Source organism: Pseudomonas sp. GW821-FHT07F05, from assembly GCF_059418765.1.
In genome coordinates, this window is the sequence record NZ_JBWKQL010000001.1 from 354,821 (window position 1) to 372,810 (window position 17,990).

The following is a 17,990-nucleotide window of genomic DNA, read 5'->3' on the forward strand; positions in this document are numbered from 1 at the left end:
CCGCCCGACGTGCTGTGCAGGCCACTCGACCAGAGCGCCTGAGGCATTTTCATTGAGGTTTTTACTGCCATGGTTCGACGCACGAAAGAAGAGGCTCAGGAAACGCGCAAGCAGATCCTCGAAGCTGCCGAGCAGGCTTTCTACGATCGAGGGGTCTCCCGCACGACGCTCGCCGACATTGCAGCCCTGGCTGGCGTGACCCGCGGCGCGATCTATTGGCATTTCAGCAATAAGGCCGATCTGGTCCAGGCCATGCTCGACAGTCTGCACGAGCCCCTCGAAGAAATGGCGAGGGCGAGCGAAAGCGAAGATGAAATTGATCCGCTGGGGTGGACGCGCAAGCTTCTCACTCATTTGTTTCAACAAATTGCCAACGACCCTAAAACCCGCCGCATCAATGAAATTCTGTTTCATAAATTCGAATTTACCGACGAAATGTGTGACATGCGGCAACAGCGTCAGTTTGTCTGGCTTGACGCCAACGAGCGAATTGCGCTGGCGCTCGGTAATGCTTCTCGACAAGGCCAGCTCCCCGCTGACCTGAATCCCCAACGCGCCGCGATCTGCCTGCATGCCTATGTGCACGGCATCATCGGCCAGTGGCTGTTGGTGCCCGAGAGCTTTTCGCTGCAGGACGATGCGGAGCGACTGGTCGACGGCATCCTCGACATGCTCCGCTTCAGCCCGGCGTTACGCGATATTTCGTCGAACTAAATGGCGTTTGGCCTCTATCTATACCGCGCCTGACCTTCGCTGAACAGGCGGTTTACCTTCGCTTTACTCAGCGCGCCCGGTGATTCGGCGACCATTCAGTCTCTGATACCCATTGAAGTGCCGAATGCTGCCCTATTGCAATCCCCCGTCTACGCTTGCCCCATAACCAATAAGAGTGGGGGCGGAGCGATGGCAGTCGTGTCAAAAAACGTGTGCAGAAAACTCCTGATGGGTGTGCTCGCCGCCCTGTGCATGGGGCAAGGCTGGGCCGCTGGGGATGAAGCGCAAGAAGCAGCAGCGGCCAAGGCGCTGCTGGAAAAAGCCGTGGCCCGTTACCGCGTTCAGGGGGATAAGGCGCTGGCCGAGTTCAGCCGCCAGGGCGAGTTCGTCGATGGCGAGCGTTATGTCTTCGTCACCGATACCAAGGGGATCATGCTTGCCAGTGGCGGGCCATCAGTGGCGTTGATCGGCCGCGACGTATCGTCAGTGCTCGATCCGGAGCTGCAAAAAAACTTCAAGCAGGTGCTGCAGACGCCGGAAAGCGCCGGCGTTCAGCAGGCCGAATATCGCTGGCAAAACTGGCGCGACGGTAAGGTCGAGCGCAAGCGTGTGTATTTCCAACGCATCGGCGATCGGGTTTTGGCGGTCGGTTATTACTTGCCCCGCGCTTCGCCTGAGCAGGCGAGGGCGTTGCTCGACAAGGCGTCCAAAGCGCTGGAACAGGACAAGGACGGCACACTCCGCGCGATCAACGACCTCAAGGGCGGATTTCTGCAGGACGATCTGTACGTCTTCGTGGTGAACATCGATACCAAACGTTATGTGGCCCACGGCACCAACTTGCGGCTGGTGAATACCGACTTCAGCAAGGTCAAGGATCCGGAAGGCAAGCCGGTCGGCATTCCGATGCTCGAACTGGTCAAGCAGCAGCCCGAAGGTGAGTACGAATACCGCTGGCGCAATCCGGTCACCAGCAAGATCGAACACAAGCACGCCTACGCGCGCAAGGTCGGTGAGTTCATGGTTGCGGTGGGTTATTACAGCGGCTGATCACCCTGACCGGTTCGGTTACCGGTCCTTGTCGTCCCGCCCGCGCAGCAGGTTATTGGGCATCGCCAGCGCGGCGGACAGTCCCAGCAGCGACACCGCCGCGCTGCCCATCAACAGGTGCTGAAAGGTCATCGACAGCTGCCCGCGCAGCAGTTCAAGGGCCGGGCCGCTGGCGGCGTGCAGGCTGTCCATCAGCAAATTGCCAGAGCCTTCACCCGCAATTGAACTGCCGCCGACCTGGGCAATGCCGGAACCGGCGAGCATCGCCAGCAACAGCGCCGACATCGTTGCCACGCCGACTGCGCCGCCGAGTGAGCGAAACAGGTTGGTCGTGCTGGTCGCCACGCCCATGTCTTTGACGTCTACCGAGTTCTGCGTGCCCACCAGCGAGGTCGGAAATTGCATGCCGCTGGCGATGCCGGTGAGGACCATGAACAGGCTCGTCAGAAGGGCCGACTGCGGTGGCGTGAAGGCAATGCCGAGGATTGCCAGCGGCATCAATGCTGCGCCGGTGAGGATGATCGGTTTGTAGCGGCCCGTCAGCGAGGTGCGTCGGCCGCCGAAGTAAGCGCCCAGGGGCATGCCGATAGCCAGCGGCATCAGGTGCAACGCCGCGCTGTCGGCCCCTGCGCCGGTGACGGTCTGAAAGCGCAAAGGCAGCAGCACGATCAGCGAGATGGCCTGAAAGCTGGTAAAGAAAATCGTGCACCAGCACAGCACCGCGCTGCGATTGGCGAACAGGTGCATGGGCAGCAGCGGTTCGCGGGTGCGCCGTTCATACAGCACAAAAATCACCAGCGCGAGCAGCGCCACCGACAATTGCATGACCACTGACTGGTCACGCCAAATGTGGCCCTGACCGATTTCGGTGATGCCCAACAGCAAGGCTGTGAGGCCGATGATCATCAGCACCGTGCCCAGGTAGTCAATCACCGGTTTGCGCTGGGGGATCGGCAGGCCGATCAGCGTCTTGCGCGCCACCCACCAGGCCGCCAGCCCTAGCGGCAGATTGATAATGAACACCCAGCGCCACGACAGGTACTCGGTCATGAAGCCGCCGAGCACCGGGCCCGCCACGCTGGCCGCTGCGTACATCCCGCTGAAGTAACCCTGATAACGACCGCGTTCCCGGGGCGGGACGATGTCGCCGATGATCGCCTGGCTCACGGAGACCATCCCGCCGGCGCCGATGCCCTGAAGCACACGCGCCAGCACCAGTTGTTCCATGCTCTGGGCCATGGCGCAGAACAGCGAGGCGAGGGTAAAGGTCGCCAGCCCGAACAGCATCAAGCGGCGCCGGCCATACAAATCCCCCAGCTTGCCGTAAATCGGCACGGCCACGGTGAGCGCAACCATGTAGGCGGAGATCACCCAGGCAAGCAGGTCGAAATCCTGAAACTGGGCGGAGATGGCCGGCATCGAGACCGCAACAATGGTCTGATCCAGCGCACTGAGAAATACGGCCATCATCAGCGCGAACAGAATGCTGCGGATGTCCGGACGGGGTTGATTAAGACTCGTCACAGAAGGGACTCGACTGGCAGATTGACCCGCTGAACACCCGCAGGAATTTTTGCCAAGTCTAGTCCGTTAGCTTGCTAATCGATAGCAGGCTGTGGGGATTTTCGCAGTACGTTGACCCGCATTACGCGGACCGGCTTTTGCCGTCAACGAAGGGCGCTGAACGTTGCATCAGTGGGCATGCAATGTCCCATTGTGCAGACCACCGCCATGCGGGGCGTCTGCCGCATTTGTTCGATTCGGTAGGCACCCGCGCCGTACAGGCTCAATACAGCGGCAACGGCGACAACATAAACGCACTGTCTTTTTATTGTGGTTCTCATGACATTTGCCTCGATCCGGTAGGACAACTGTTTCAGAGCGGACACTCTGAGTGTAGGTCGCTATTGGAGAGTGGGTCGGGCGATGGGGATTGAATGTTTGTATCAGCCGGGCCGTTGGGGAAGAGTCGGCATTGCCCCTCAACCGGTGTGCCGTTCAGCCGACTGCAGCGACAGCCATTCCAGCAGGTCCTGAAGCGGGGAAGGCGCCTCGGCGCGCTTGGGGTGCACGAAGTAATACGCCGCGCCGCTCCGGACTTTCAGCTCGAACGGCATGACCAGGCGCCCTGCGTTCAGGTCTTCACCGATCAGCGACCAGTCGCCGATGGCAACGCCCGACCCTTGTGATGCGACGGTCATCGCCAGGTCCATCGTGTCGAAGTGCTGGCCTTGCGCGACATTGATCAGCTTGGCCCCGGCGGCCTTCAGCCACAGTGCCCAGTCACGCTCATCGAGGGTGGGGTGCAGGAGCATGTGATGTTCCAGATCGGCGAGACGGAAGAGGGGATTGCTCGCCAGCAGCGACGCTGAGCACACGGGTGTCAGTTGTTCGTCGAAGAGGTGCCGTACGTGAGTGGAATCACCCGGATGGGCGCCGAACACAACGGCGGCGTCGAACTCTTCCCGCCGAAAATCCACCGCATGGGCGCTGGTCGTGGTCAGTTGCACCGGCACGTCAGGCCGCTCTTTCTGCCACTGCATCAGGCGCGGCAACAACCAGCGGCTGATGCAGGTCGGCGCCTTGATCCGCAGCGCCTTTGGTTTGGCATCGACCTGATCCACCGCTTCTTCGATCAGGCTGAACACCTGTTCGATGCGCGGCAGCAGTTCGCGGCCCTGGGCGGTCAGGCTCAAACCTCGGGCCTCGCGATAGAACAGACGATAGCCCAGATGCATTTCCAGCCCGGAGATCTGCCGGCTGACGGCACCCTGAGTGATATGCAGCACCTCCGCGGCCCGGGTGAAATTGCAGCACTTCGCCGTGATCAGGAACGTGTGCAAAGCGGGGAGGGGCGGGAGGCGTTTCATCGGGGGGACGAGCCATGAGCTAAGGACATGGCTAAGCATGACATTTTTTGCGTTGTGGTCGATACGGCCCTGCAGCTTCAATGGTCGCCTATCGAGCCTGGCAAATTGCGGGTGGTATTGGGAAAGGCATACGAGAGGGGCAGACACATGGCGACGTGCGGGGAAGTGCTGGTCAGGTTGCTCGAAGGCTACGGGGTGGAGCGGGTGTTCGGGATTCCGGGCGTGCACACGGTCGAGCTTTACCGAGGGCTGGCGGGTTCGTCGATTATCCACATCACCCCGCGCCATGAGCAGGGCGCAGGCTTCATGGCCGACGGTTATGCGCGCACGCGAGGCAAGCCGGGCGTGTGCTTCATCATCACCGGCCCCGGCATGACCAACATCACCACAGCGATGGGCCAGGCCTATGGGGACTCGATTCCGATGCTGGTGATTTCCAGCGTGCAGTCGCGCAGTCAGTTGGGCGGCGGTCGCGGCAAGCTGCATGAGCTGCCGTCGCAGAGTGTGCTGGTCGCGGGCGTCGCGGCGTTCTCCCACACGCTGATGTCAGCGGCCGAGCTGCCGTCGGTGCTGGCCCGGGCGTTCGCGGTGTTCCAAACGGCGCGGCCGCGTCCGGTGCACATCGAAATCCCGCTGGACGTGCTGGTGGAGAATGCCGATGCCCTGCTGCACAGCCCACCGGTATCGGTGAGTCGCGCGGGGCCGGCGCCTGGGGCGATCCGGCAAATGACGAGTCTGTTGGCTAATGCGGAGAGGCCATTGATTCTGGCGGGCGGCGGCGCCATTCACGCCGCCTCGGCTTTGACGCGTCTGGCCGAACGGCTCGGCGCACCGGTCGCGCTGACCATCAACGCCAAAGGCATGCTGCCGAGCGCTCACCCGCTGCTGATCGGCTCGACGCAGTCCCTCGATGCCACCCGCGAGGTCATTGAAAGTGCCGACGTGGTGCTGGCCATCGGCACTGAACTGGCCGAGACCGACTACGACATCACCTTCCAGGGCCACTTCAAGATTCCAGGCGCGTTACTGCGCATCGACATCGACCCCGATCAGACTGTGCGTCATTTCGCGCCGACGGTCGCGTTGGTGTCTGACGCTCAATACGCCGCCGAGGCCTTGGTCGATGCGCTGGCGAGCGAAGTGCTGATGCCACGCCGCGAGGAGTGGGGCACCGCGCGGGTTGCGGCGGTGAAGGCAAGTCTTGAGGCGGGCTGGGACGATGCGACCCGTGGGCAGACGCTGTTTTTGCAGACGGTGCTCGACGTGCTGCCGGAAGCCGTGATCGTGGGCGACTCGACCCAGCCGGTCTACACGGGCAACCTGACCCTGGACCTCGACAAGCCCCGTCGCTGGTTCAATTCATCAACCGGTTACGGAACCCTAGGCTACGCATTGCCCGCTGCGGTGGGCGCATGGCTAGGCAGTCGCGACGCCGGAGAATCCAACCCGGTGGTGTGCCTGATTGGCGACGGCGGTCTGCAATTCACCCTGTCCGAGCTGGCGAGTGCGGTGGAAGCGCGAACGCCCATCGTCGTGCTGCTGTGGAATAACCAGGGCTACGAAGAGATCAAGAAGTACATGGTCAACCGCGCCATCGAGCCCATCGGCGTCGACATTTTCACGCCTGATTTTGTCGGTGTGGCCAAAGCCCTGGGATGCGCCGCGGAGGCGGTCGGCCGTGTCGAGCAACTGAAGGCGGCACTGAGCTCAGCCAGTCAGCGTGACGGCCCGACGTTGATCGAGATCGATCAGCAGCGCTGGATGAGCAGCCTCGACTGACGTTTTGCGTTGTCCGAGCGGCGCGCTTCAAACCGTACTGCGCAGCCGCGCCAGGTCGCGTAACGGTGGCGCACCGAACAGGCGGCTGTACTCGCGGCTGAACTGCGAAGCGCTTTCGTAGCCGACCCGGTAACCGGCGGCCGACGCTTCGAGGCCGTCCGCCAGCATCAAGCGCCGGGCCTCCTGCAGACGCAGTTGCTTCTGGTATTGCAGCGGGCTCATGGCTGTGACGGACTTGAAACGGTGGTGCAGCGTCGAGACGCTCAGGTTCACCTCTCTCGCCAGGTCTTCAATCCTCAGCGGCTCCTGGAAATGGTCGTTGAGCCACTTGATCGCTTGGGTGACGCGATGGGTCTGGCAGTTGGAGATGGCGATTTCATACAGCCGGTGCCCTTCGCTCCCACGCAGAAGCCGGTAAAGGATCTCCCGATTGATCAGCGGCGCGAGCATGGGAATGTCTTTCGGCGTGTCCAGCAGGCGGATCAGCCGGATGACGGCATCGAGCAGCTGTGAATCGATCCGCTCGACGTACATGCCGCGCCCGCTGTGACGCGTCGGTACGCTCATCGGACCGGCCTCGGCGATCAATGCGTTGATTTCCACCGGATCGATTTCCAGGCGCAGGGCCAGATGCGGCTCTTCCGGCGTCGCGTAAATCACCTTGCCGCTGATAGGCAGCGCCACCGACAGCACCAGGTAATTGAGCGGGTCGTAGGTGTACAACTCGCCGCCCAGCGTCACGTCCTTGCGGCCTTGGGCCATGATGCACAGCGCCGGTTGCACCAGCCCCGGCACCGATTGCGACGGATGATCGTGGCGAACCATGAACAGCGGCTTGATCACCGTCTGGAAACTGCCATCGGCGGGCGCATGACGGCGGATCAGCTCCGCCAGTTCGGCGCGCTGTTGCGTCATCTGCGCGCTCAGCTCGGCAACAGGTCGAGCATCCGGGGCGGACGGCGCAAGAGCGGATAGCGACATGGGGAATTCCTCTGACAGAGCATTGATGCAGCACAGCTTATTTTTGGGCAAGCGCAAGCGTTAGGCGAATCCTGCCGGATGCTTGCCTGATTCTGTTACCGCTGTGTTGCGTTGCCATGAACGGGCCCTGTTCGCTTGGGATCGTTGCTCGAAAGTCCATGGGCATCACGCGGCGCAGCGGCGAGCCCCGACGTATTGATGAACCTGTCAGCGCAGAATCAGGCAATAACCGGGCAGTAATTGGCTACCGCAGGTCGTGCGCCTGACCCTAACCTTCACTTCCCGTCGCAGCTCGTTTCATGGATTCCCGATCCCGGCGCGCGGCACGCACGCAAAAGACACGCACGCAAAAAAGCAGGAGCGCAGAGCATGCTAAATACTTCAGTTGTGAGCCATTGGGTTTCCGTTCGCGCCCGTGCTGGACGCAGTGCCCAACTGGGTGCCCGTTTGAGCAGTCTGATCAGCCCGTCGGCCGCTGCTGCGGGTTGTCTGCACTTCGCGCTGCAGAAGTCTTTGACCGACGAAGACCTCTGGGTTATCACCGGTACGTGGGCCGATCATTCCGCGATGAACGACTGGTTTGCCGCGCCTGAACTGAACCTGTTTTCCGAACTGCTGACCGAAATGCTGGTGGCGAGCCTGGACTTTCAAACCTCCGCCACCGTGACGGCGTCTCAGGCACAGACGGCTTATGCCCCTGAGGGTGCTCGTCTGGCGGGCTAACAGGTTTCGGTGCTTTTGCTCGGGTGCAGGCGATGGGCCTGCGAAGAAAACCTTTCAGGTGTTCGAACGCCTGCGTTTAAAATCTCGCCTTCATTTTTCCAGGCAAGGCGTCGAACCATGGCACGCAAAGAATTCCAGCACCACGAAGCCGTCTCGGCCGCAGTCCCCGGTGACGACGGTTACAGTGCCGCAATCGCCGTCAAGGCCCGGGTCATGGGCGGTGCGCCGACCTTTCACCGCGTGCTCGCCGAACAGAAATTCCCTACCGCGCTCGCCGCTGACAACGCCGCCGTCAAAGAGCTGGAGCGGCTCGCCGACGTCACGCCAGAGGGCGAACTGGTGTTCGCCGAGGATTGATCAGACGTTTGGCCGGTACATTTTGAACAGCGACTCCGCGCTCAGCTGGAAATAGTCAGCCGGGCCGCCGCCGCGCAGGATGGGCTCGCCGGCTGCGGTGTCATACACACCTTCCTTCAGCAGCCGCTTGGCGATATGCACCGCCACCACTTCCCCCAGAATCAGCCAGCTCGGCACGACTTCCTTGTCGGCGCGTTGCAGCTGGATGATCTGCGTCACTTTGCATTCGAACGAAACCGGCGTCTCCTTGACTCTCGGCACGGAAACGATGCGCGATGGTTCTGCGGTCAGGCCAGCCAGCTCGAACTCACTCACGTCCGCCGGCACTGCCGCGCAACTCATGTTCATCTGCTCGGCTAGGCTGCGCGTGGCGAGGTTCCACACGAACTCCCCGGTCTGTTCGATATTGTTCAGGCTGTCTTTGCGACCGATGCTGCAGAACCCGATGATCGGCGGCACATAGTTGAAGGCGTTGAAGAAGCTGTAGGGCGCCAGGTTCAGCTTGCCTTCGCCGTCCTGGGACGAGATCCAGCCGATCGGACGTGGGCCGACAATGGCGTTGAACGGGTCGTGGGGCAATCCATGACCTTTGGACGGTTCGTAGAAATGAATATCGTCTGACATGGTGTGTTCCTGAATGAGGGTGTGCCGGCGAGGCGGCCAAGGTATGCGCATGTGCGGCATGCAGGCCGACATAGTGCAAGGCATTGGGTGAGGATTCCAGCAGCCTCCGAACCCCGGGCAAAAAAAAGCCCGACAAGCGTCGGGCTACAAAGGGAGTTCAGGAGGTGAAACATGAAGCGATAAACATGCAGCGGGATGATGCGGACACCGATTAGCTGGCGCGGTTGGCACCGACGCGATCAGCGCCATCAGAGGCCAGGCGGTTTGCACCGATGTGATCAGCGCCATCAGCGGCCTGGCGGTTGTTGCCTACGCGGTCAGCGCCGTCGGCGGCAAGACGATTGGCGCCAACGTGGTCAGAACCATCGGAAGCCTGACGATAAGAACCGGTGTGCGACGCATTGGTGTGAGAAGAACCGCCCTCTGCTACGACAGTGCCATTAAATGCAGAGTGCTGTTCGGAAACAGGCAGAGCGAATGCGCTCGATGCCAGGATGGACAGACTAAGACCAAAAATAATATTTGAAGTTTTCATGAGTGTTGCTCCAGTAAGTTCAATAATTAGTTAACTTGGGAATGGAGCCAATATTACGCGCGTACGGATTAAGTTGAAGTTAACGGTATTGGTAACGACCATCGCCAAAAATGATAGTGGGCTGGAGCGCCCGGTTTTAAAGCGTTGCAGAACTTTTTGCGCTGACATGGGGCAATTTTCGCTCGCGATGGCGAATTTGTCTGTTGACTTGGGTTTCATTTGTTTGCTAGCGCTGCGCCCGGGTAGGGGGTCGGCTGGGCATGAGCGTTAGCAGGATTGGGGTGAAAAGCTGCTGCGTTTCCGATGGGTATCTGCCATGCACCCAGTCAAGCCAAGGGTTTCAGGTTTTTAACGCAGAAAAATTAAGCCCGGCATTAAGCCGGGCTGAGAGAACGTCATGGATGTATCAGCTCAGGCGATTTGCACCAACATGGTCCGAGCCATCAGCAGCGAGACGATTTGCGCCTACGTGGTCCGAGCCATCAGCGGCCTGGCGGTTTGCACCGACGCGGTCAGCGCCATCAGCAGCGAGACGGTTGGCACCTACGTGGTCCGAACCATCAGCGGCCTGGCGGTTTGCACCGACGCGGTCGGCGCCATCAGCAGCGAGGCGGTTGGCACCTACGTGGTCCGAGCCATCAGCGGCCTGGCGGTTTGCACCGACGCGGTCAGCACCATCAGCAGCGAGGCGGTTGGCACCTACGTGGTCAGAACCGTCAGCAGCGACGCGACCAATATTAGTGTGGGACGAGCCGTTTTCTGCAACGACCGCAGCATTCACCGCGTGGTGCGCATCAACGGCTGGAAGTGCAAAGGCGCTGCTTGCAAGAAGGGAGAAAGCGAGGCCGAAGATCAGTTTGTTAGTTTTCATGGTAGTTGCTCCAGATCGATTTAGTTAGTAGGTAACTCGGTATGGAGTGAACTTTACTCGCCTCAAAATTATTAAGAAGTCAATCGCATTAGTAGCGATCATCGCTGAAATTGATACTGCAAAAAGCGATCGTTATTCATGCACTTAGCCACGCCTGCGAATGCAAAAGGGCAGCTCATGTGAGTGAGCTGCCCTTTTTTTCGCCCTCTGTAAGCTGCTCGACAGCTCCGTTTCAGGTCAGTCGGTTTCGATCCGCGAGTGCTTGCGGGTGTCCTTCATGAACACATACACCAGCAGCGACACCGCAATGCAGGCCGTGACGTACCAGTAATAGCCGGTCTCCATGCCAATGCTCTTGAACCACAGCGCGATGTATTCAGCCGTACCGCCGAAGATCGACACCGTCAGTGCGTACGGCAGGCCGACGCCCAGGGCGCGGATCTCGGTCGGGAACAGTTCGGCTTTCACCACCGCGTTGATCGACGTATAGCCGCTGACGATGATCAGCGCGGCCATGATCAGGAAGAACGCGCCCCACCAGCTCTGGATGGTGTGCAGGGTGGTGAGGATCGGCACGGTACACAAGGTGCCCAGCACACCGAAGGCAATCAGGATCGGGCGGCGGCCGATCTTGTCAGACAGCGCGCCGATCACCGGTTGCAACAGCATGAACAGGAACAGCGTCGCGGCAGAAATCGTCGTCGAGTCGGTGATGCTCATGCCCACCGTGTTCACCAGGTACTTCTGCATGTAGGTCGTGTAGGTGTAGAACGCCAGCGTGCCGCCCATGGTCAGGCCGACGACGGTCATCAGCTCTTTCGGATGGCGCATCAATGTGCGCATCAGGCTTTCTTTGGGTTTGTCCTTCTTGCGGGTGAACGACTCGGTTTCTTCCATGCCGCGACGCAGGAACAGCGCCACCACCGCGCACAACGCGCCGATGGCAAACGGGATGCGCCAGCCCCACGTTTGCAGTTGTTCAGTGGTCAGCGTCTGCTGCAGCACGATGAGCACCGCCAGCGCGATGAGCTGGCCGGAGATCAGCGTCACGTACTGAAAGCTGGAGAAGAAGCCCCGGCGTTCTTTGGTCGCCATCTCGCTGAGATAGGTCGCCGAGGTGCCGTACTCGCCACCCACCGACAGGCCCTGCAGCAGGCGCGCGAACACCAGCATGATCGGGGCGCCGACGCCGATGGTTTCATAACCAGGGGTAAGAGCAATGATCAGCGAACCGAAACACATCAACAGCACCGACGCCATCAGCGCGGCCTTGCGGCCTTTGCGGTCTGCGTAGAGGCCCATGAGCCAGCCGCCGATGGGGCGCATCAAGAAGCCCACGGCAAAAATCGCGGCCGTGTTGAGCAACTGGGCAGTGGTGTCGCCCTTGGGGAAGAAGACTTTGGCGAAGTAGAGGGAGAAGGCGGCGTAGACGTACCAGTCGTACCACTCGACCATGTTGCCGACCGAACCGCTGAAAATGGATTTGAGGCGACTTCCGGTGGTTTTCTCGGCGACTGGCGTGGCAGCCGCTCCGTGGGAGGCAGTATTGGGGATGGCCATGGGATTTCCTGCAGGTCATTGTTGTTAGAAGGAACGCATCGAGGCGTTCTGACGACAGTGATAGCAGGAGCTGTGCCAAAGGCTGAAAGCCCCGGAGTAGAGGGTTTTGCGTGAGGTGGATGAGCGGAAATCCGCTTGTTGCGTGAAATGCCTGAGCGAAAATCCGCTCATCGCCGCAATACTCTTCCCGGCTGAAGCCGGTCCCACTGACACCCCGCGATCATCCTGTAGGACTGTCTTCCGCTAGAAAGTCCTCGCGCACCAACCCATGCCGCTGCATTTTTTCATTCAGCGTGCGGCGGGGAAGTTGCAGTTCGTGCATGACCGCCTTGATACCGCCTCGATGGCGTCGCAACGCCGAGCGAATGCAATGGGCTTCGAAGGCTTCCTGCTGCGCCACCAGCGACTGACCCACCGGGATGTTCTCTGCGGCGGGACCGTCCAGCCCCAGCACCTGGCGCTCGGCCGCATTCGCCAGTTCGCGCACATTCCCCGGCCAGTCGTGGCTGAGCAGATGGCTCAGCTGTTCACCGCTCAACACCGGCGCGCTGCGGCCGAGGCGCTCTGCCGCATTCCGCGAGAAATGGCTGAACAACATAGGGATGTCTTCTCGCCGTTCGCGCAGCGGTGGCAGTCGCAATTCGGCGATGTTCAGCCGATACGCCAGATCCTCGCGGAAACGCCCGGCCTTGGCTTCGTCCAGCAGATCGGGCTTGGTCGCGGCAATGATACGCACATCAATATCGATGCTCTGGTTCGAACCCAGTCGTTCGATCCGCCGCTCCTGAATAACCCGCAGCAGCTTGACCTGCTGCGCCAGCGGCATGCTCTCGATCTCATCGAGAAACACCGTGCCGCCGTGGGCGTACTCCAGTTTGCCGATTCGCTTGCCTTGGGCGCCGGTGAACGCACCGCTTTCGTGGCCGAACAGCTCGGCTTCAAACAACTGCTCAGGGATCGCCGCGCAGTTGACCGCAACGAAAGGCTTGTCCGCTCGCGGGCCGAAGTCATGCAGGCAGCGCGCGACCATTTCCTTGCCGCTGCCGGTCTCGCCGCGAATCAATACGTTAACCGGCAGTGGCGAGAGGTCCAGGACCTGCCGCCGCAATGTCTGCATCGTCGGCGACATGCCCAGCAGCGTTGCATCCAGACGCGAGCGGTTATCCGCCCGCTCATGCAAGGCACGGTTTTCCAGCACCAGCGCGCGCTTTTCCAATGCCCGGCGCAAACTGCCGAGCAGGGTCTCCGGGGTGAACGGCTTCTCCAGAAAGTCATAGGCGCCGTCGCGCATGGCATCGACGGCCATCGGCACGTCGCCGTGGCCGGTCAGCAGGATCACTGGCAAGTCGCGATCCCGCCGCTGCAACTCGGCCAGCAACTGCAAACCATCCATGCCGGGCATGCGCACATCGCTGAGGACCACGCCGGGAAAGTGCTCGGGCAGCTGCGCCAGGCATTCCTCGGCGCGGCTGAACAGGCGCACCTCGAACCCGGACAGCGTGAGCCATTGCTCCACCGCTTGCCGAATGGGCGCCTCGTCATCCACCACGATTACCGAGTTCAGCATGGGGCGTCGGCCTCCGGGGCCTGGGTCAGACAGAAGAAAAACCGCGCGCCGTTGTTGACGTTTTCGGCGCTGAGCCGGCCGCCCAGTTCATGCACGATGGCGAACGACACCGCGAGGCCCAGGCCCAGACCGTCGCCCACCGGTTTGGTGGTGAAAAACGGATCGAAGACGTTGGCCAGATGCTCTTCGGCGATTCCGCCGCCACTGTCGATGACCGAAACACACCAATGCTCGCTCTGCGCGTCGATGCGAATTTCCAGACGCTTGAGCGGTTTATCGCCCATCGCGTCCAAGGCGTTGCGCATCAGGTTGATCAGCACCTGTTCCAGCCGGATCGCGTCGCCGCGCACCCAGGCCGGACGCGTCAGGTCGAGCACGCAGCTGACGCGCTCTTCACGAATTCGTGCGTCCAGCAACAGCAGCGCCTGATCGACCACGGTGGCCAGATCAAGGCGTTCGCGCAGGCCGCTGGGGCTTTTGCGGGCGAAGGTTTTCAGGTGGCCGGTGAGCGCGGCCATGCGGGTCAGTTGCTGATCCAGCAGGCTCAACGCCTTGTACGCATCGTCAACACGGCCATGCTCCAGCAACAGACGCAGGGTCGCGAGTTGCATGCGCTGGGCCGTCAGCGGCTGGTTGATTTCGTGGGCGAGGGCGGCAGACATCTGGCCGAGAGCCGCCAGCTTGGTCGACTGCACCAGACCGTCCTGCGCCGTTTGCAGGTCCCGCGTGCGTTCCTCGACCAAGCGTTCCAGCTCTTCGCGACTGCGCTGGCGCACGCGGCCAAGGCGCCAGCGCTGGTACAGAAACAGCCCGAGAAACACCAGCGTCAGCCAGATGCCTGCCGCCGCCAGTCCGGCATTGCGCACGTCTTCACTGGCAGCCTGCGGTTTGCGCAGGAGGTGCAAGGTCCAACCCTCGGTCGGCAGCGGCATTGAATGCCACAAGAAATCGGTCTGCTCGTTGGGGGCGTCGACACGGCTGAGGTGGCTGTTTTCGCCGAACGTACGCAGCAGCTCCTGATGCAAGGGCGTCAGCGGCTGCTTGTCGTACTGACGCGTGCTCGCCAGTTCGGCACGGTCCTGCTCGGTCAGCGGCCGCAGGGCCCGATAGCGCCAGCCCGGTTGATTGGCGATGAAGACGATGCCCTTGGCGTCGCTGACCAGCAGCAGGTCATCGTTTTGCGCCCAGGTGTGTTCAAGGTCCGGAAACTCCAGCTTGACCACCATCGCCCCGATAAACTGCCCGGCTTCGTCGCGCACCGCGTTCGACAGGAAGTAACCCGGGATGCCGCTGGTCACGCCGACGGCATAAAAACGCCCGACACCGGTGGCGCGGGTTTGCGTGAAGTAGGGGCGGAAGCCGTAGTTGTGGCCCACGTAGCTGCTCGGCAGACGCCAGTTGCTGGCGCCGACGGCGAGGCCGTTGCGGTCAAGCAGTTCGAGGGTGGAGGACTGGGCCGCGCCGTTGATCTGCTCCAGTTTGAGATTGAGCGCCTGGGTGGTGTCGGCGCTGACCGGTCCGCTCAGCGCCGTCCGCAGTTGAGGATCAAGGGCCAGAACGGCCGGCAGAGCCCGGTAGCGCTCGATCAGGGTCTGCAGTGTGTTGGCGTAGAGCGCCAGCCGATCTTTAGAGCGGCCAGCGTCGTCTTCCAGGGCATGCCGCTGAGCCTGATGCATCGCCAGCGTCGCCGCAATGACGGTACCGGCGAAGATCAGCAACACATAGAGCACAAGGCGGACGGAACGGGGCATGGGCATGACCTCCTTTCAGTGGCTGGCGCATTCGCCCCGGATTCCTGCCTTACAGCAAATTGAACGTCGTCTCTTTCACGTTCTCCGAATCCAGGCCGATCATCAGCTTGAACTCGCCCGCCTCGGCCGCGTACTTCAGCGACGGGTTGAAGAACTTCAGGTCTTCTTCGGTCAGGGTGAAGCTCACGGATTTCTCTTCCCCGGGGTTCAGCATGACTTTCTGGAAATTCTTCAGCTCTTTGACCGGGCGGCTGATCGATGCGGCGACGTCGCGCAGGTACAGCTGAACCACGGTTTCACCGGCGACCTTGCCGGTGTTCTTGACCATGACGCTGGCAGTCAGCTTGTCCTTGCGGGTCATCTTGTTGATCGACAGGGTGATGTCCGACACGCTGAACTGCGTGTAGCTCAGACCATAACCGAACGGGAACAGCGGGCTGGTCGGCTCTTCGAAGTAGTTCGAGGTGTAGTTCGAGTCGTTCGGGCGGTACGGGCGACCGGTGTTCAGGTGGTTGTAGTACGCCGGGACCTGGCCCACGGAGCGCGGGAAGGTCATCGGCAGTTTGCCGGACGGGTTGTAGTCGCCGAACAGCACGTCAGCCAGGGCATTGCCGCCCTCGGTGCCGAGGAACCAGCTTTCCACCATGGCGTCGGCGAGTTCGTTTTCTTCACCCAGCGCCAGCGGCCGGCCATTCATCAGCACCAGCACCAGCGGTTTGCCCGTGGCCTTGAGCGCGCGGATCAGGTCCCGTTGACGGCCCGGTATTACCAGGTCGACACGGCTCGCCGCTTCATGGGACATGTTGCGCGACTCACCCACCACGGCAACCACCACGTCCGCCTGCTGCGCGGCCTTGACCGCTTCGTCGATCATTTCCTGCTCGGGACGCGGGTCGATGGCGATCTGGTCGTCCATCTTGTTCAGGTAAGTGATGGCGTGCTGGTTGTCGGTGATGTTGGAGCCCAGTGCATAAACCAGCTTGGCCTTGTCGCCGACCGCCGCCGCAATGCCGTCATAGGCGTTGACGGTCTGACGCGCCAGCCCGGCCGCTGACCAACTGCCCATCATGTCCATCGAGCTCTTGGCCAGCGGACCGATCACAGCGATGGTGCCTTGCTTCTTCAGCGGCAGGGTGTCGTTCTGGTTCTTCAGCAGCACGACGCTCTTGCGCGCAACGTCGCGGGCTTCGGCACGGTGCAGACGGTTTTCGGCGTTGCGGTCGGCCGGGTCATCCACTGCCGCGCCGATGCGCAGGTACGGGTTGGCGAACAGGCCCATTTCCCACTTGGCGCCGAGCACTTCACGCACGGCGTTATCGACTTCTTTGACCGACACTTCGCCGCTCTTCACCAGGTCCGGCAGTTCTTCGCCGTAGGCCTTGTCGTTCATGCTCAGGTCGACGCCGGCCTTGATCGCCAGCTTGGCGGCTTCGCGGAAGTCCTTGGCCACGCCGTGGTCGATCAATTCCTTGATCGCGCCGTGGTCGCTGACGGTTACGCCCTTGAAGCCCCAATCCCTGCGCAAGACATCCTGCAGTAGCCAGGCGTTGGACGTGGAAGGCACGCCGTTGATGGAATTGAGCGCGATCATCACGCCGCCTGCGCCGGCATCAATCGATGCGCGATAGGGCGGCAGGTAGTCCTGCTGCATGCGCACCGGGCTCATGTCGACGGTGTTGTAGTCGCGACCGCCCTCGACCGCGCCATACAGGGCGAAGTGTTTGACCACCGCCATGATGCTGTTGGGCGCCTGCATGCTGGTGCCCTGAAACGCGCGGGTCATGGTGGCGGAGATGCGCGACACCAGATAGGTATCCTCGCCGAAGCCTTCGGAGCTGCGGCCCCAGCGCGCGTCGCGGGTGATGTCGACCATCGGTGCAAAGGTCATGTCCACGCCGTCGGCGGCGGCTTCGATCGCTGACACGCGACCGGTGCGGGTGATGGCGTTCATGTCCCAGGTCGACGCGAGACCCAGGCTGATCGGGAATACGGTGCGCTGGCCGTGGACGACGTCGTAGGCGAAGAACATGGGGATCTTGTTGCGGCTGTGCCCGGCGGCGTCCTGCATGGCGCGGTTGTCCGGCAGCACGACGGAGTTGAACGTGCCGCCGATGCGGCCTGCGGTGATTTCCTTGAGAATTTCCGGCTTGGGCATCTCCGGGCCGATGCTGATCAGGCGCAGTTGACCGATCTTCTCCTCCAGGGTCATTTGCTTCATCAGGTTGGCGATGAATGCATTCTTGGCTTGCAGCGTGGAGGGGGTGCCAACGCCAGTGGTGGCGTTTTCGGCCCAGGCGGACTGACTGACCAGGCCGATGACGAGACTCAGGAAACACAGCTTATTCATGAATGGTTTTCTCAAGGCGTTGCCGGCAACTCGCACGTAATACCGGTCAGCCGTTGTTATAGGTGTCGAACCTTTGGTTTTTTATTGTCGTCAGGACGGCAACGCCGCTGAACTCCTGCCTCATATGAGCATCAGTAGCGCAACGAGTTTTATCTGATTGTGGCCCGGCAATCCAGAGCCCCGACAACGCGATGGGGCGGGATTATGCCGGGGATCGTCCGGTTTGGCTAAAGTCATGACTGACAGGATTAACTATTGATG

General features: G+C 61.3%; 15 protein-coding genes. 5 read left to right on the top strand and 10 right to left on the bottom strand.

Translation table 11 applies throughout. The features are described from left to right. Positions 1 to 69 precede the first annotated feature (69 nt). Positions 70 to 714 carry a TetR family transcriptional regulator gene (locus AC07RO_RS01705; RefSeq protein ID WP_346627095.1) on the top strand — a complete coding sequence of 215 codons (645 nt, stop codon included), beginning with the start codon at positions 70 to 72 and terminating at the stop codon, positions 712 to 714. 228 nt (positions 715 to 942) lie between these two features. Further along, on the top strand, positions 943 to 1,764 hold the full coding sequence (locus AC07RO_RS01710; protein WP_495085122.1) for a cache domain-containing protein: 822 nt from the start codon (positions 943 to 945) through the stop codon (positions 1,762 to 1,764). Between the two features lie 18 nt (positions 1,765 to 1,782). Here the strand turns inward: AC07RO_RS01710 and AC07RO_RS01715 are convergent, their stop codons facing one another. Together AC07RO_RS01715 and AC07RO_RS01720 are read right to left on the bottom strand one after the other, a co-directional pair. Continuing rightward, positions 1,783 to 3,288 (bottom strand): MDR family MFS transporter, encoded by a 1,506-nt coding sequence (locus AC07RO_RS01715; RefSeq protein ID WP_495085123.1) that lies wholly within the window; start codon positions 3,286 to 3,288, stop codon positions 1,783 to 1,785. 458 nt (positions 3,289 to 3,746) lie between these two features. Beyond that, entirely contained in the window at positions 3,747 to 4,634 is an 888-nt protein-coding gene (locus tag AC07RO_RS01720; RefSeq protein ID WP_423572288.1) for a LysR substrate-binding domain-containing protein, read from the bottom strand. Between the two features lie 147 nt (positions 4,635 to 4,781). On the opposite strand from AC07RO_RS01720, the gene AC07RO_RS01725 reads away from it, so the two are divergent. Next, the gene (locus AC07RO_RS01725; RefSeq protein ID WP_495085124.1) at positions 4,782 to 6,413 is read left to right on the top strand and encodes a 5-guanidino-2-oxopentanoate decarboxylase; all 1,632 of its coding nucleotides are present in this window, start codon (positions 4,782 to 4,784) and stop codon (positions 6,411 to 6,413) included. Between the two features lie 27 nt (positions 6,414 to 6,440). Here AC07RO_RS01725 and AC07RO_RS01730 read toward each other — a convergent pair whose 3' ends face one another. Further along, a complete protein-coding gene (locus tag AC07RO_RS01730) occupies positions 6,441 to 7,394 on the bottom strand; it encodes an AraC family transcriptional regulator (RefSeq protein WP_495085125.1) in 954 nt (317 codons plus the stop codon). 369 nt (positions 7,395 to 7,763) lie between these two features. Between AC07RO_RS01730 and AC07RO_RS01735 the strand changes: the two genes are divergently transcribed. Both AC07RO_RS01735 and AC07RO_RS01740 read left to right on the top strand, forming a co-directional pair. Then, positions 7,764 to 8,117: an antibiotic biosynthesis monooxygenase family protein gene (locus AC07RO_RS01735; RefSeq protein WP_495085126.1), complete on the top strand. Its 354-nt coding sequence runs from the start codon at positions 7,764 to 7,766 to the stop codon at positions 8,115 to 8,117. Between the two features lie 117 nt (positions 8,118 to 8,234). Continuing rightward, positions 8,235 to 8,474, top strand: a complete 240-nt coding sequence (locus AC07RO_RS01740; RefSeq protein ID WP_346627101.1) for a hypothetical protein — start codon at positions 8,235 to 8,237, stop codon at positions 8,472 to 8,474. On the opposite strand, the gene AC07RO_RS01745 is transcribed toward AC07RO_RS01740, so the two are convergent. From AC07RO_RS01745 to bglX, 7 genes are all read right to left on the bottom strand, one after another. After that, positions 8,475 to 9,098, bottom strand: coding sequence for a flavin reductase family protein (locus tag AC07RO_RS01745; protein ID WP_192171679.1), 624 nt, complete (start codon positions 9,096 to 9,098; stop codon positions 8,475 to 8,477). 211 nt (positions 9,099 to 9,309) lie between these two features. After that, positions 9,310 to 9,633, bottom strand: coding sequence for a hypothetical protein (locus tag AC07RO_RS01750; protein ID WP_192171678.1), 324 nt, complete (start codon positions 9,631 to 9,633; stop codon positions 9,310 to 9,312). Positions 9,634 to 10,039: 406 nt separating this feature from the next. Further along, positions 10,040 to 10,504: a hypothetical protein gene (locus AC07RO_RS01755; RefSeq protein ID WP_192171677.1), complete on the bottom strand. Its 465-nt coding sequence runs from the start codon at positions 10,502 to 10,504 to the stop codon at positions 10,040 to 10,042. 237 nt (positions 10,505 to 10,741) lie between these two features. Beyond that, entirely contained in the window at positions 10,742 to 12,064 is a 1,323-nt protein-coding gene (locus tag AC07RO_RS01760) for an MFS transporter (RefSeq protein ID WP_495085127.1), read from the bottom strand. A gap of 220 nt (positions 12,065 to 12,284) precedes the next feature. After that, the gene (locus AC07RO_RS01765; protein WP_495085128.1) at positions 12,285 to 13,631 is read right to left on the bottom strand and encodes a sigma-54-dependent transcriptional regulator; all 1,347 of its coding nucleotides are present in this window, start codon (positions 13,629 to 13,631) and stop codon (positions 12,285 to 12,287) included. Continuing rightward, the gene (locus AC07RO_RS01770) at positions 13,625 to 15,388 is read right to left on the bottom strand and encodes a sensor histidine kinase (protein WP_495085129.1); all 1,764 of its coding nucleotides are present in this window, start codon (positions 15,386 to 15,388) and stop codon (positions 13,625 to 13,627) included. The genes AC07RO_RS01765 and AC07RO_RS01770 overlap by 7 nt, the downstream gene beginning before the upstream one ends. 43 nt (positions 15,389 to 15,431) lie before the next feature. Continuing rightward, positions 15,432 to 17,729, bottom strand: a complete 2,298-nt coding sequence (bglX, locus tag AC07RO_RS01775) for a beta-glucosidase BglX (protein ID WP_192171673.1) — start codon at positions 17,727 to 17,729, stop codon at positions 15,432 to 15,434. Positions 17,730 to 17,990 lie beyond the last annotated feature (261 nt).

Coding starts and splice junctions, on each gene's coding strand:
- AC07RO_RS01705 (WP_346627095.1), top strand. CDS start 70: ATGGTTCGACGCACGAAAGAAGAGGCTCAGGAAACGCGCAAGCAGATC.
- AC07RO_RS01710 (WP_495085122.1), top strand. CDS start 943: ATGGGTGTGCTCGCCGCCCTGTGCATGGGGCAAGGCTGGGCCGCTGGG.
- AC07RO_RS01720 (WP_423572288.1), bottom strand. CDS start 4,634: ATGAAACGCCTCCCGCCCCTCCCCGCTTTGCACACGTTCCTGATCACG.
- AC07RO_RS01725 (WP_495085124.1), top strand. CDS start 4,782: ATGGCGACGTGCGGGGAAGTGCTGGTCAGGTTGCTCGAAGGCTACGGG.
- AC07RO_RS01730 (WP_495085125.1), bottom strand. CDS start 7,394: ATGTCGCTATCCGCTCTTGCGCCGTCCGCCCCGGATGCTCGACCTGTT.
- AC07RO_RS01735 (WP_495085126.1), top strand. CDS start 7,764: ATGCTAAATACTTCAGTTGTGAGCCATTGGGTTTCCGTTCGCGCCCGT.
- AC07RO_RS01740 (WP_346627101.1), top strand. CDS start 8,235: ATGGCACGCAAAGAATTCCAGCACCACGAAGCCGTCTCGGCCGCAGTC.
- AC07RO_RS01745 (WP_192171679.1), bottom strand. CDS start 9,098: ATGTCAGACGATATTCATTTCTACGAACCGTCCAAAGGTCATGGATTG.
- AC07RO_RS01750 (WP_192171678.1), bottom strand. CDS start 9,633: ATGAAAACTTCAAATATTATTTTTGGTCTTAGTCTGTCCATCCTGGCA.
- AC07RO_RS01755 (WP_192171677.1), bottom strand. CDS start 10,504: ATGAAAACTAACAAACTGATCTTCGGCCTCGCTTTCTCCCTTCTTGCA.
- AC07RO_RS01760 (WP_495085127.1), bottom strand. CDS start 12,064: ATGGCCATCCCCAATACTGCCTCCCACGGAGCGGCTGCCACGCCAGTC.
- AC07RO_RS01765 (WP_495085128.1), bottom strand. CDS start 13,631: ATGCTGAACTCGGTAATCGTGGTGGATGACGAGGCGCCCATTCGGCAA.
- AC07RO_RS01770 (WP_495085129.1), bottom strand. CDS start 15,388: ATGCCCATGCCCCGTTCCGTCCGCCTTGTGCTCTATGTGTTGCTGATC.
- bglX (WP_192171673.1), bottom strand. CDS start 17,729: ATGAATAAGCTGTGTTTCCTGAGTCTCGTCATCGGCCTGGTCAGTCAG.